Below are 14,085 nucleotides of genomic sequence, written 5' to 3'. Positions count from 1 at the left end.
CGGTTTGTGTGTATGATACCGGTTTTACGCGTTAATTAAAGATCCACACCCGCCAGAAGCCCTGTCATGCACGACTATCAGCAAAATTTTATTGAATTTGCCATTCGCCGTAATGTTCTTCGCTTCGGCGAGTTCACGCTCAAATCCGGCCGCACCAGCCCCTACTTTTTCAACGCAGGGTTGTTCAATACCGGGGAAGATCTGCTTGAGTTAAGCAAGGCTTATGCCGCCGCGCTTCAACGCAGCGGGCTGGATTATGACATTATTTTCGGGCCTGCCTATAAGGGCATACCGTTGGCGACCGTGACTGCCATGGCCCTGGCCGCAAATGGCGAGAACAAATCCTTTGCCTTCAATCGCAAAGAGAAGAAAGACCACGGTGAAGGTGGCAATATCGTCGGTACGCCCCTGCAGGGTAATGTGCTGATTATTGACGATGTTATCACCGCTGGCACTGCCATTCGCGAGTCCATCGAAATTATTCGCGCCGCAGGTGCCACGCCCGCCGGGGTTTTGATTGCACTTGATCGCCAGGAACGCGGCGCGGGCAAACTCTCGGCAATACAGGAAGTCAAAAAAGAATTCGGCATTCCGGTTATCAGCATCATCACACTCGACCAGGTGCTTGATTACCTGAAAAGCCGGCCCGGTTTCGACGAACATGCTCAAAAAGTCGCCGCATACCGGGACGAGTACGGTGTCTGAAACCGAGCATGGTTTATCTTCCAGCTTTTGTTATGCTTCCTGCTGACACAATTCGTATTTAGCGGAGCGCCAGTTCTTCATCATGAACCGTCTGACCAGGTTTTCAATCGCTGTATCTGCTGTGGCCACACTAATGGTTGCCACAATTGCGGAAGCCAGGATGTACCGTTACACGGATGAGAACGGCCAGGTTGTTATCAGCAACACCATTCCCCGGGAGGCTTCCAGGCGGGGCTACGACATCCTCAGTAAAAACGGTCGCGTGATTGAAACCATTGACCCCGAGCCCACGGAAGAGGAAATTGCCGCCAGAGAAGCTGAAGAACAGCGCAAGGCCGAAGAGGCACGACAGCGGGGGCTGGACAAAAAGCTTCTTGAACGTTTCAGTCACCCGGATGAAGCGGTGCGTGCAATGCACAGAAAAATCCGCGAACTTCAGGGACTGAACCAGCTCAAGCGGGGCAACATTTCCGTCATCGACAGCCAGTTGGACAGCGAGCAGAGCCGGGCAGCAGACCTTGAACGCTCCGGCCGCGACATTCCGGAGTCAACACTTGAGAAGATTCGGCGACTGGAAGCCCAGATTCGGGATATCGAACGGGAAATCAACTCGCAAAATGCCGACATAAAGGCTTTGAGGGAAGAGTTCGAAAAGGATATCGAACGGCTTGAGGAAATAACGGGCAAGGAACGAACGGTACCGTTGGATCCAGACGAGGCTGAGAAATAGCAGCCAGGCTGCCAAGTGGAACACAAACACAAACACAAAAAAGGTCACCTCGAAGGGCGACCTTTTTTGTTTACCAGACTTCCGGCTGCGAATCAGGCAGTGGCGGAAGTGTCCTTGGCTGTGCTGGTGCTCTTGCGGGCTGTAGTTTTGCGTGCAGCCGGCTTCTTGGCCTGGGCAGTGGCCTTGGTTGACTGGGCAACGCTGGTCACTTCGTCCGCTGCGTCGGCAACGACATCTGCACCTTCAGCCGCTTCTTTCTCGAGCTTGGAGACCAGATCGGCGGCAAAGCTACCGACACGGCTGTTCAGGCTGCGCAGCTGGTCAAACAGGCTTTCGCTGTAGCCGTAATAACGGGTACGCAAGTTCTTTACGCTGTACTCGCGTGCTTCTGATTCCAGCTTTTCAGCGTATTCAAAAGGCTTGGAAGACAGCTTTTTCTGCTGCTCTTCTGCAGCGTTAATGCCTTTCTCTACGATTTCCTGAAGTTGTTCCTGATAGCTCTTGAGTTTACCCATGATGGATCTCCTTGGTTTTGTGGATGCATAACGTTAAAAGGTTGCATCGTGGCGGCCAGCGAATCTGTGCCGACTTGTGATCACATGGGAGATGCTACGGGCTAAAATTAGAATGTTCATACTAAACCCGGAAATCTTTCGTTCCGACGTGGTCCACGTTGACCTGACCTGAACGATTACCAGCTGAAAATAACCCAGCTTGGCACCAGCATGTCGGTTTCATTCTCGCGAATCCATCCGCCACCGTCCGCGGGCACAAGGTAATACTCCGGCCCCACTTCCGGCACCACCTTGATCTCCATCAGCTGGCCGTTCACCCGGTACTCATAGAACACTTCATCATCACCGGGGCGGATCACGATCTGGGGGCCGTCGGCAGATGGCTGGTAGTCAGATACCACCAGGGGCTCCTGAGGCGTCTGGACAACGTCACTGTCATCCATGCCTTCCTGTGCCATCACCGGCGCCGCCAACACACTCAAAACAAGACCCGAGCACGCGATACGTTTCATTTTCATGTTACTCTTCCATTCTGTTAAAAGACGCTCAAAGCCGCCCTGACACTGCGAACCAATGCCTCCGTACTGTCAGAGTTGCACAAGCCATTCAACGCTTCAATCAGAATCCGGATCCGTTTTGATATGACACAACAACAGACTCCGCCCGTGGTTCTTGTCGACGGTTCGTCGTACCTTTTCCGCGCCTATCATGCCCTGCCACCTCTGATGACCAGCAAGGGGCATCCAACCGGAGCTATCAAGGGCGTTATCAGTATGATCCGGAAGCTGGAGCAGGATTTTCCGGGCTCGAAAATGGTGGTGGTGTTTGACGCCAAGGGAAAAACCTTCCGCAACGACCTGTACGAAGATTACAAGGCGACCCGCCCGCCCATGCCGGACGACCTGGCCGTGCAGATCCAGCCCATTCACGACATGGTTCGCGCCATGGGCTTGCCGCTACTGATTATCAGCGGGGTAGAAGCTGACGATGTGATCGGCACCCTGTCGGACGAAGCCACCAGCAAAGGCATTGATGTGGTGGTGTCGACCGGCGACAAGGACATGGCACAACTGGTGAGCGACCACGTCACCCTGATCAACACCATGACCGACACACGCATGGACCGCGACGGCGTGGTGGAAAAGTTCGGCATTGCCCCCGAACAGATCGTGGATTACCTGGCATTGGTGGGCGACAAGGTAGACAACATTCCCGGCGTTAACAAATGCGGCCCCAAAACCGCGGTTAAATGGCTACAGACCTGGGAGAACCTGGACAGCATTATCGAGCATGCCGACGAGGTCAAAGGCAAAATTGGCGAGTACCTTCGCGAGGCCCAGGAAACCCTGCCGCTGAGCCGTGAGCTGGCCACCATTAAAACCGATGTGGAACTGGAGTTCGGGCTGGAAGATCTTGAGCTGAGAACCCAGGATGACGACAAGCTGCTCGAACTGTTCCGGGAATACGAGCTCCGGTCCTGGATTGCGGAGCTGGAAAGCAGTGGCAACGGCGCCTCCAACACGAGCAGTGCCGACAACACCCGTAGCGAAGAGTCTGCCTCAACAATCAAGAAGTACTCGGTTGTCACTGACCAGGCAGAACTGGACAACTGGATTGAACGTCTCAGCAAGGCACATTTGTTTGCATTCGACACCGAAACCACCAGCCTGCGCTATATGGACGCAGAAGTTGTTGGTGTCTCCTTTGCTATCGAGGCAGGCGAAGCCGCCTATGTACCCTTCGGCCATGATTACATGGGCGCCCCGGAGCAACTGGACCGGGACAAGGTACTGAAACAGCTGAAGCCTCTGCTGGAAAATCCCAAAAGGCCCAAGCTCGGCCAGAATCTCAAATACGACAAGAATGTTCTGGCCAACCACGGCATCAGCCTGGAAGGTATTGCCGAGGACACCATGCTGCAGTCCTACGTTCTCAATTCCGTGGGCTCCCGCCACGACATGGACTCACTGGCCATGCAGCACCTGGGCGAACAGACGATTACATTCGAGTCCATTGCCGGCAAAGGTGCCAAGCAGCTGACCTTCAACCAGATCGATCTGGCGCAGGCAGGCCCCTATGCCGCCGAAGATGCCGACATCACCCTGCGGCTGCATCAGGTGCTGCGCCCGCAACTGGAAAAAACCGGCCGCCTGCGGGAAGTGTATGAAAACATTGACCTGCCACTGGTGCCGGTGCTCTCCCGGATGGAACAACGGGGCGCGATGATCAGTGCCAGCACCCTCCGCAAGCATAGCCAGGAACTGGCGGAGCGCATGGCGGAACTGGAAAAGGAAGCCCATGAGGAAGCAGGCGAAACCTTCAACCTGGGCTCCCCCAAGCAACTGCAAACCATCTTCTATGACAAGATGGGGCTGCCGGTAGTGAAGAAAACGCCAAAAGGCGCGCCTTCCACCGCGGAGCCGGTGCTTCAGGAACTCGCCCATGAGCACGCCCTGCCGCGGCTGATACTGGAGCACCGCAGCCTGAGCAAGCTCAAATCCACTTACACAGACACCCTGCCGGAGCTTATCCATCATCGTACCGGCCGGATACACACCTCCTATCATCAGGCAGTGACGGCCACCGGGCGGCTATCATCGTCGGAACCCAATCTGCAGAACATCCCCATCCGCAGTGAACAGGGCCGTCGTATTCGCCAGGCATTCGTGGCGCCGGACGGGTACAAACTCATGGCCGCGGACTATTCCCAGATTGAACTGCGAATTATGGCTCACCTGTCTGGCGACAAGGGCCTGCTGACCGCGTTCGAGAAAGGCGAGGATATTCACCGCGCAACGGCAGCAGAAGTTTTTGGCGTTGCTGTTGAGGATGTGTCCGGCGACCAGCGCCGCAGCGCCAAGGCCATCAACTTCGGGCTGATTTATGGCATGTCGGCGTTTGGCCTGGCCCGCCAGCTGGATGTGGGCCGTAACCAGGCCCAGGAATACATCGACCGTTATTTCGAGCGTTATCCCGGTGTCCTCAAGTACATGGACAACATTCGCAAACAGGCTCACGACGACGGCTACGTGGAAACGCTTTATGGTCGCCGCCTCTACCTGCCAGAAATCAACGCCCGCAACAAGCAGATGCAGCAGGCTGCGGAGCGCACTGCCATCAATGCGCCCATGCAGGGCACCGCAGCAGACATCATCAAGCGGGCCATGGTAAGCGTGGAAGACTGGCTGCTGAACAATCATCAGAATGACGCCCGGATGATCCTTCAGGTACACGACGAACTGATTCTCGAAGTGCGCGAATCAGCGGTGGATAAAATCCGCGAAGGCCTCGAGAAGCGTATGTCAGCCGCTGCCAGGCTGGACGTGCCGCTGTTGGTGGAAGCCGGCGTCGGCAATAACTGGGACGAAGCACACTAGACATGTCCATTTTGGAGCAGCCTGACACTGAAACGCCCCATTTATGACCACCATTTGCGCACGGAATCGCACAACCACGCTTTTTTCACAAGACGGCATGAAATTCGCTTGCTATTAAGATTGTCGGTCCCTGCCTGACCAGGCAGGGACCAGGTTGTGACACATCTTTCCCGAGGCCGTTACCATGACATACCTGGCATCTCAAAGAAGCTGGCTGATGGAGCCTGGCCCACTAAAGCTGGTCCACCAGTGCCGACGCCTGATTCACACAGAATTCGGCGTAAAGCTGCATCTCACCGATGAACACCTGGAACAACAACTGGCTGACTACGCCCGTAAAACGCGCTCCAGCCAACTCTCCCGCATCTGGGCCACACTGACAGAGCAGGTTCCGCAGCTCAGGCTTGCTGAACCGGAAGAAGACGAAGAGGGAGTCAAGCGAAATAGCCGTGGACAGGTCATCGCAGAAGACCGAGAGGCTGGCAGAGAAATGGATGCGGAAGGGCAAACGCCCCAGCCGCAAAGATCGAAGCGAATTTATCGCGGGCAAGTGGTCGGCTGACCGAAATATCCGGTCAGCCTTCGGCAACTATGATCAGAACCGTTTGCTGACTTGAATGCCTGCGCTCCAGGCCTCGAGTTCATGTTCGCCCTGATAGTTGCTTGCGTTCACAGGTTCGCCTGTTGGGTCGTCGTGGTCGTATTCAAATTCATTGACCTTCGCATCATCCTCAAAGATCAGGGTGCCAGCGGCCACATCAACGGTCCAGCCACTGCTATCATCACTCCACTGTGCACCAAGCGTCAGCCAGTGACGATCATTGGAGGGGATTCGGGCAGTCACGTAGTCTTCATTAACCGGCGACTCGTCAAACGCATAACCAGTCTTGAAGGCCCACTCGGGGGTCGCCTGCCAGATACCACCAAGGTTGAACTGCCAGGTATTCTGCCAATCTTCTGTGACGTGCGAAATAGGATCGCCGCTAGCCGAAGAAATTGCGCCTTGCCCGCCTTCTCTGCTTACCACATCGAGTTCTTCAAAGCGGCTCCACTTGGCATAGGTAGCGCCACCCAGCAGGGTTATGGTGTCAGTTAGCTGGTGGCGAACACCGAAGGTAGCACTCTCGGGAATAGCCAGCGGTACGGTAACTTTTTCAGACTGGTCAGTTTGGCCGCCCGTTGGAACGACAGGGAATTGTGGGCTGGTGACAGGGTCAGGGTTCGGCGCGAGATCAGGAACATTCGAAACCTCTGCATCGCCATCTAGCTCAAACTCAGTTCCGGTTTGCAACGTCAGACCAAATTGCGTTCGCTTTGATAGCTCATACAGGAAACCAACGCGAAAGTTGACCGCTACATCGTCACCCTCGATATCGGCATAACCATCTTCCAGAGGAGTGCCTGCAAGTGCCTGCAGATCACTATAGTCCTGGAACTTCGTCAGCTTTCCCTGAGCATGCATGATATTGATGCCCGCCCCCATAGAGAGGCCTTCACCATTGTTGATGGAAACGGATGGGCTGAATGAAATCACGGTCAGCTCCGTTTCGTCGGCAAAGTAGCGGCCCGTAAAATCATCGTCGTAATCTGCGGAAAGTCCGTAAGGCGCATGGATACCAAACCCTACATCGACGGAATCATTCACTTCGTGGGTCATATACAGGTTTGGCAGTACAGCAGGATCAGCAATATCTCCACCGCGGCCATCTCTAAAGGTGGTGCCATCTTTGCGACGAGCGATTACGCCCTCTTTGGCTTCCGCGTCAATATCCAGCACAGCTGCACCGAACGACAGATTGGTTCCGGACAGCTGGCTCATGCCAGCAGGGTTAAACAGAACGGTGGTGGCATTTTCAGGGTTGGCGGCGGTACCGGCATTGGCAACACCCATGGCACTGGCGCTTTGCTCGTTGAGCGCGAAACCGCCGGCCAGGGCACTCGCCGGCGCGACTGCAGCGGCGAGTGTGGTGTACCTAATAGCAGAGTAAAGGTTGGACTTTTTGTTGCGCATAATTCCTCCGTGTGGTGACGCGGCGAAGTATACGCAGGGTGAGTCGATGGCCTCAATTGCCAACCCTACTGTTTCAGGGGCCTATCTATCTAATACTAAAGTCTTATTAGCACTCAGTCGTCCTGAATAGACAACTTGTCGACACTGGACGCCAGTTTATCCGCCCCCTGGGAATCGGCACCCAACTTGATCATCAGGCGCAGATCGTTAGCAGAGTCGGCATGGGCAAGGGCGTCTTCGTAGGTGATGGAACCTTCGGCATAGAGGGTGTATAGCGCCTGATCAAAGGTGCGCATGCCAGTCTCGTTGGACTTGGACATCAGCTCCTTGAGCCTGTGCACTTCGCCCTTGCGAATCATGTCTGCGACCAGAGGCGTGTTGATCAACACTTCGATAACCGCTTTCCGACCCTGCCCGTCCGGTGTCGGAATCAACTGCTGAGCCACGATGGCCTTGAGGTTCAGGGACAAATCCATCCAGATCTGGTTGTGCTGCTCCGGCGGGAAAAACTGGATAATCCGGTCCAGCGCCTGGTTGGCGTTGTTGGCGTGCAGGGTGGCCAGGCAGAGGTGGCCTGTTTCGGCAAACTGCACTGAATATTCCATTGTCTGGCGGGTACGCACCTCGCCAATCAGAATGACGTCGGGCGCCTGACGCAGTGTGTTCTTCAATGCCACTTCAAAACTTTCGGTATCAATGCCCACTTCCCGCTGGGTAACAATACAGCCCTGGTGCTGGTGGACGAATTCGATCGGGTCCTCAATGGAAATGATATGACCGCGGCTGTTGCGATTACGATGCCCGAGCATGGCCGCCAGCGAAGTGGATTTACCGGTACCGGTGGCACCCACAAACATGATCAGGCCACGCTTGGTCATGGCCAGTTCCTTGATTACCTCGGGCAAGGCAAGGTCGTCAATCTGCGGGATTTTCACCTCAATCCGCCGTAGCACCATGCCGCACAGGTTACGCTGGAAGAAAGCGCTGACACGGAAACGGCCGATGCCACGGGCACTGATGGCGAAGTTGCACTCGTGGCTCTCATCGAACTCGGCCCGCTGCTTGTCGTTCATGGAACCGTAAACGAATTCCCGAGTCTGCTCCGGGGTAAGTGCATTCTTGGTGACAGGTAACACTTTACCGTTCACTTTCATGGACGGCGGCACACCAGCCGTTATAAACAGGTCCGAACCGCCCTTGTCCACCATCAAACGAAGTAGTTTTTCGAATTCCATGATTTTTTACCTGTGTTTCTGGCTTTCGGTGTTTGGGCGTCGGGCAGGGCTGGCCCTGGGCCAGCCCTGCCCGACACCCTCCGAACAGAGTGCCGAGCCTTCGGCAAAGATTAAAAATTATCTGGCATTTTCGCCTTCATTCTCGCAGCTTCGCGGGAGATGAGGCCTTTTTTCAACAGTTTCTCAAGGCACTGATCCAGGGTTGTCATGCCAATCGAACCACCGGTCTGGATTGCCGAGTACATTTGCGCAATCTTATCTTCGCGGATCAGGTTTCGGATCGCTGAGGTACCAATCATGATTTCGTGGGCCGCAATCCGGCCACCGCCCATTTTCTTCATCAAACTCTGGGAGATAACCGCCTGCAAAGACTCCGACAACATGGAGCGCACCATGGACTTCTCTTCCGCCGGGAACACGTCCACCACCCGATCAATGGTCTTGGCGGCGGAGGTTGTGTGCAAAGTACCGAATACCAGGTGGCCGGTTTCAGCCGCAGTCAGTGCCAGGCGGATGGTTTCCAGGTCCCGCAGCTCGCCTACCAGGATGATGTCGGGGTCTTCCCGCAATGCCGAGCGCAATGCTTCGTTGAAGCCCAGGGTGTCACGGTGCACTTCCCGCTGGTTGAGCAGGCATTTCTTGGATTCGTGAACAAATTCGATGGGGTCCTCGATGGTGAGGATGTGCTCATAGCGAGTGTCGTTGATGTAATCGACCATCGCCGCCAGCGTGGTGGACTTACCGGAACCCGTCGGGCCGGTGACCAGCACCAGACCACGTGGCACCGATGCAATATCCTTGAAAACCTGGCCCATGCCCAGGTCTTCCATGGTCAGCACTTTTGACGGGATGGTACGGAAGACCGCGCCGGAGCCCCGGTTCTGGTTGAATGCGTTGACGCGGAAGCGGGCTACGCCCGGAACTTCGAAGGAAAAGTCGGTTTCCAGAAACTCTTCGTAGTCCTTGCGCTGCTTGTCGTTCATGATGTCGTAGATCAACCCGTGGACTTCTTTGTGCTCCATGGGCGGAAGGTTGATACGGCGCACGTCGCCATCAACACGGATCATCGGGGGGAGACCAGCCGAAAGGTGCAAGTCGGATGCACCCTGTTTGGCCGAAAAGGCAAGCAGTTCAGTAATATCCATAGGGGTCCTCGGAAGGCTTTTTTCTTTTATCCCGGTATGCGCCGGCTTCCGGCAGCAGGCCCCGAACAGGTTCACTTGGCATTTCAGTGACCTGCGGGTAACGTGTCACCATATCAGTGACAGACCGGAGTCGGCAGATTCGCACTATGAGCAGCATAGCAGACAACATCGGGACCGTAACCCGACGCATACAAAAAGCAACATTGAAGGCCGGCCGCAACGCAAAGTCGGTGAATTTGCTCGCTGTGAGCAAAAAAAGACCGGCAGACGACCTTCGGGATGCCCACGCTGCCGGCCAGCGTGCGTTCGGCGAAAGCTATGTTCAGGAAGCGCTGGACAAGATGGAAGCCCTGGCCGACCTGGCAACCATTGAGTGGCACTTTATTGGCCCGGTCCAGTCCAACAAGACCCGTCAGATTGCTGAGGCCTTTGACTGGGTTCACAGCGTGGACCGGATCAAGATTGCTCACCGGCTGAATGAGCAACGCGGGGACGCCCATCCGCCGCTGAATATCTGCCTTCAGGTGAACATCAATAATGAAGAGTCCAAGTCCGGCTGCTCACTGGAGGATCTCATTGAACTTGCGGACGCCATTGAAGAGATGCCAAACCTGTCTCTCAGGGGCCTGATGGCGATTCCGGACCCTGATCAGCCAGAAGCAAGTTTGCGATCAAGCTTCCGCAAACTGGCCAATGCCCTGAAAAGATTGCGGCAGGAAGCACCTGCGTCTGGCCCTCTGGACACGCTCTCCATGGGTATGTCTGACGACCTGGAAATGGCCATTGAAGAAGGCTCTACCTGGGTCAGGGTTGGAACCGCCCTTTTCGGCCCCCGGTAAGCGGAGGCTGATAGGCGAAGTTCCTGTTATCATCACCAGCAGATCGACAATTGACCACTACTGATCCAAACGCGGAGTGAACCTTGAGCACATCACCAACGATTTCCTTTATCGGCGCCGGCAACATGGCCAGCGCTATTATCGGTGGCATGCTGGACAGCGGCTTCCAGGCCGCCAATATCTGGGTCAGCGCCCCCGATGACAATCACCTTCAATCCATCCGCAAGCAGTTTGGCGTCAGCGTTACCACTGACAACCGGTACTGCGCCCAGCAGGCAGATATGGTGGTTCTGGCGGTCAAGCCACAGGTTATGGCGGATGTTTGTCAGGATATCGCCCCGGTAGTGCAGAATACCCGCCCGCTGATGGTATCCATCGCTGCCGGCCTGGAAGCGTCCACTCTGGACGAATGGCTGGGCGGTGGCCTGCCGCTGGTAAGGGTGATGCCAAATACACCCTCACTGGTAGGCAAGGGGGCGGCCGGCCTGTACGCCAATGACCAGGTGAAAGACAAGCAGAAGACCATGGTTGAATCGGTCTTCAATAGCATCGGCACGGCTCTCTGGGTCGAGGACGAAACGCTGCTGCATGCTGTCACTGCTCTCTCTGGCAGTGGTCCGGCCTACTTCTTCCTGATGCTGGAAGCACTTGAAGAAGCCGCCACCGACGCGGGCATTGCCAGCGAAACGGCAAGGGCGCTTGCCATTCAGACCATGGCCGGAGCCGCTGAAATGGCCGGACGAAGTGAGCATGACCCGGGCCAACTCAAGCGCAATGTCATGTCTCCCGGCGGGACAACGGAACAGGCCATCCAGACCTTTGAACAGGGTGGCCTCAGGGATCTGGTGAAACAAGCCTATTCGGCAGCCTATAAGCGCTCCGGGGAAATGGCCAAAGAACTTGCCAAAAAACAGTAACCGATAAAGGGAGACACGGCTTCATGCTGGCTGACATTCTGATCACCATTCTGCTCATTGCCTCGACGTTTTACCTGACCATCGTGTTGCTGCGCTTCCTGCTGCAACTGGCAAGAGCCGATTTCTACAACCCGATCACCCAGTTCGCGGTGAAGGCAACGAATCCGCTGCTACGCCCTTTGCGCCGCTTTATTCCCGGCTGGGGCGGCATCGACGGCGCCGCGCTTGTGCTGGCCGTCATCATTCAGGCCATCACCTTTTTTCTGATCCTTTTTGCGCTTAACGGCGGTATTCCGGCGATCAACCCCCTGACATTGCTGAGCTGGTCGATACTCAATGTGCTGGACCTGATCGTCAAAATCTACTTCTGGTCCGTCATCGCCGTTGTGGTGGTGAGCTGGATCGCACCGCAAAGCAACCATCCTGCCATCCAGCTGGTTGCCCAGATTACCGAACCGGTCATGCGGCCGGTGCGCAGCGTGATGCCATCCCTCGGTGGTCTGGACCTGTCACCCATTATTGTATTCCTGATCCTCAACGTGATTTCGGTGGTGATTGACCACATGAAGATTGCAGCCGGCATGGGATCCATCGTCGGAATGTAGACTACTTCCCAAAAACACATTCCGTTACACATGGGGACAATAAAACACCCTTTCCAGCAGCTGATTCATCTTATTGAATCAGCTGCTTTTTTTGCCATCGACACGTAGCCCTGGCGTACAGATCTGTGATCGGCCCCGCAGACTTACCGGAACATTGCGGTAACATTAACTATATTTTTGGCACAACTTTATCCAACCAATGCCCTGAGCAGTTGCCCGGAAGTCGCGCAGAAGGATAGTCCGATGAACAAGCAAGGAACCCTGTCGCAGCAGGTAGAGGCCTACCACGGCTGGAAAAAGGAACTAATTCGCCAGATTGGCCGGTATCGCCTGTGGCTGCAGGATAATAATCTGTTTTCGGACGATGTCAGCAATCGCATCCGTCATGGTCTGGAATTGCTGATCGAAGACGAGCTCACCATAGCCTTTGTCGGCGAGTACTCCCGCGGTAAAACGGAACTGATCAACGCCCTGTTCTTCTCCGAATACGGCCAGCGCATGCTGCCCTCCCAGGCAGGCCGCACCACCATGTGCCCAACCGAGCTGTTTTTCGATCGCACATCCAACAGCAACTACCTGCTGCTGCTTCCCATCGAAACCCGCACCGGCGAGCTTTCTCTGCAGCAACTGCGCAAACAACCCGAGCGTTGGGTCAAACATGACCTGGATGAGCGCGACCCTGAAATCATGCGGGAAGTACTGGCCGAAGTGGCACGGGTCAAGAGCGTCAACCCCCAGGAAGCGCGTGGCCTCGGATTTGATGAAGACATGCTGGAGCATGACCGCAACCGGCCCGGGAACGTACTGGTTCCGGCCTGGCGCAATGCCCAGGTCAGTATTCGCCACCCCCTGTTTGAGCGTGGCCTGCGGATTCTGGACACCCCGGGGCTGAACGCACTGGGCTCCGAGCCGGAACTGACCATCAGTATGCTACCCCGTGCCCACGCCATTATTTTCCTGCTCAGCGCCGACACCGGTGTTACCGCCAGTGATATGACCATCTGGAAAGAGCATATCGATACTGAGCATGCAGACCACCGCGCCGGGCGCTTTGCGGTACTGAACAAGATCGACGTGCTCTGGGATGATCTGCAGGGCGAAAAGCATACCCAGGAAGCAATCGACCGTGTACGCGGCTATACCGCCGATCATCTGGGCATACGCCAGAATGATGTTATTCCGCTCTCTGCAAAGCAGGGCCTGGTGGCCCGGGTCAAAGGTAATGAGGAGCTTTTCGGGCGCTCAAATATTGGCCAGCTGGAGCAGTTGATTGTCCAGCGTATTCTGATGCACAAGGAACAGCTGATCACCCAGAGCCTGATCAATGACTTGCTGGGTATGCTACAGAACAGCCAGGCCGCCATGCAGACCCGGCTTGATGCACTTGAGGAAGAGCTGGAAGCCTGTGCCGGCGTCACCATGGACAAGGACGCATTGCGTCGCCTGGCGGACCGCGCCCAGCATGATTATGATTTCTATTACAAGAAGCTGATCACCTTGCGCTCCAGTCGCCGGCTGATGGACTCCCAGGGCGATATTCTCAAGGGGCTGGTCAGCGAGGACAGGTTTGAGGCCCACGCCGAAAATACCCGCCGGAAGATGTCCAAAAGCTGGACGACCGCCGGTATGAATCACGGCATGGATCACTTTTTCGAATTACTGGAAAGTGACCTGACCAACCTGCTCAGCGAAGGGCGCCTGGCAGAGAAAATGGTGGCAGCCATCTATCGCCGCTACAACGAAGATACCCGTGCCCGACACCTGGAACCTATCCCCCTGCGGGCGGGGCGTCACGTGATTGCCGTGAGGGAACTACGCAAGAAGGCCAGGCGATTCCGTATCAGCCCGAAAAATCTGCTGACAGAACAGTCACTACTGGTGCGCCGATTTTTCAATGTCATGGTGGAGGAAGCGCGCACGCTGCACCTGCGGGTGCGGACGGATGTAGAGCGCTGGCCTTCAGAGGCACTCTTACCCATCATGCAGTACTCCATGGAACAGAAGCA

General features: G+C 55.7%; 12 protein-coding genes and 1 pseudogene. 8 read left to right on the top strand and 5 right to left on the bottom strand.

Annotated elements, in window-relative coordinates; translation table 11 throughout:
* The first annotated feature begins 66 nt into the window (after positions 1-66).
* Together pyrE and M8010_RS16910 are read left to right on the top strand one after the other, a co-directional pair.
* The gene (gene pyrE, locus M8010_RS16915) at positions 67-705 is read left to right on the top strand and encodes an orotate phosphoribosyltransferase (RefSeq protein WP_250093882.1); all 639 of its coding nucleotides are present in this window, start codon (positions 67-69) and stop codon (positions 703-705) included.
* A gap of 82 nt (positions 706-787) precedes the next feature.
* Positions 788-1,435, top strand: a complete 648-nt coding sequence (locus M8010_RS16910; RefSeq protein WP_284048172.1) for a DUF4124 domain-containing protein — start codon at positions 788-790, stop codon at positions 1,433-1,435.
* 92 nt (positions 1,436-1,527) lie between these two features.
* Here M8010_RS16910 and M8010_RS16905 read toward each other — a convergent pair whose 3' ends face one another.
* Positions 1,528-1,950: a hypothetical protein gene (locus M8010_RS16905; RefSeq protein WP_250093880.1), complete on the bottom strand. Its 423-nt coding sequence runs from the start codon at positions 1,948-1,950 to the stop codon at positions 1,528-1,530.
* A gap of 176 nt (positions 1,951-2,126) precedes the next feature.
* Complete coding sequence (locus tag M8010_RS16900) at positions 2,127-2,462, bottom strand: DUF2782 domain-containing protein (RefSeq protein ID WP_250093908.1); 336 nt, start codon at positions 2,460-2,462, stop codon at positions 2,127-2,129.
* Positions 2,463-2,591: 129 nt separating this feature from the next.
* Between M8010_RS16900 and polA the strand changes: the two genes are divergently transcribed.
* Together polA and M8010_RS16890 are read left to right on the top strand one after the other, a co-directional pair.
* Complete coding sequence (gene polA, locus M8010_RS16895; RefSeq protein ID WP_250093879.1) at positions 2,592-5,327, top strand: DNA polymerase I; 2,736 nt, start codon at positions 2,592-2,594, stop codon at positions 5,325-5,327.
* A 184-nt stretch (positions 5,328-5,511) separates the two neighbouring features.
* A complete protein-coding gene (locus M8010_RS16890; RefSeq protein ID WP_250093878.1) occupies positions 5,512-5,889 on the top strand; it encodes a hypothetical protein in 378 nt (125 codons plus the stop codon).
* A gap of 33 nt (positions 5,890-5,922) precedes the next feature.
* Here M8010_RS16890 and M8010_RS16885 read toward each other — a convergent pair whose 3' ends face one another.
* The 3 genes from M8010_RS16885 to M8010_RS16875 all read right to left on the bottom strand — a co-directional run bounded on the left by M8010_RS16885 (position 5,923) and on the right by M8010_RS16875 (position 9,718).
* Positions 5,923-7,338 carry an OmpP1/FadL family transporter gene (locus M8010_RS16885; RefSeq protein ID WP_250093877.1) on the bottom strand — a complete coding sequence of 472 codons (1,416 nt, stop codon included), beginning with the start codon at positions 7,336-7,338 and terminating at the stop codon, positions 5,923-5,925.
* Positions 7,339-7,451: 113 nt separating this feature from the next.
* Positions 7,452-8,573 carry a PilT/PilU family type 4a pilus ATPase gene (locus M8010_RS16880; RefSeq protein WP_250093876.1) on the bottom strand — a complete coding sequence of 374 codons (1,122 nt, stop codon included), beginning with the start codon at positions 8,571-8,573 and terminating at the stop codon, positions 7,452-7,454.
* Positions 8,574-8,683: 110 nt separating this feature from the next.
* Entirely contained in the window at positions 8,684-9,718 is a 1,035-nt protein-coding gene (locus M8010_RS16875; protein ID WP_250093875.1) for a type IV pilus twitching motility protein PilT, read from the bottom strand.
* A gap of 146 nt (positions 9,719-9,864) precedes the next feature.
* On the opposite strand from M8010_RS16875, the gene M8010_RS16870 reads away from it, so the two are divergent.
* The 4 genes and pseudogenes from M8010_RS16870 to M8010_RS20160 form a co-directional block, all read left to right on the top strand.
* Positions 9,865-10,557, top strand: coding sequence for a YggS family pyridoxal phosphate-dependent enzyme (locus tag M8010_RS16870; protein ID WP_250093874.1), 693 nt, complete (start codon positions 9,865-9,867; stop codon positions 10,555-10,557).
* An 83-nt stretch (positions 10,558-10,640) separates the two neighbouring features.
* Positions 10,641-11,474 carry a pyrroline-5-carboxylate reductase gene (gene proC / locus M8010_RS16865; protein ID WP_250093873.1) on the top strand — a complete coding sequence of 278 codons (834 nt, stop codon included), beginning with the start codon at positions 10,641-10,643 and terminating at the stop codon, positions 11,472-11,474.
* A gap of 23 nt (positions 11,475-11,497) precedes the next feature.
* Complete coding sequence (locus tag M8010_RS16860) at positions 11,498-12,079, top strand: YggT family protein (protein ID WP_250093871.1); 582 nt, start codon at positions 11,498-11,500, stop codon at positions 12,077-12,079.
* Positions 12,080-12,322: 243 nt separating this feature from the next.
* Positions 12,323-13,132: pseudogene (locus M8010_RS20160) on the top strand (dynamin family protein); the annotation flags it as partial.
* Between the last annotated feature and the right edge of the window lie 953 nt (positions 13,133-14,085).

This window comes from Marinobacter sp. ATCH36, from assembly GCF_023555055.1.
Lineage (GTDB): Bacteria > Pseudomonadota > Gammaproteobacteria > Pseudomonadales > Oleiphilaceae > Marinobacter.
This window is presented reverse-complemented; position numbering and strand designations above follow the sequence as displayed.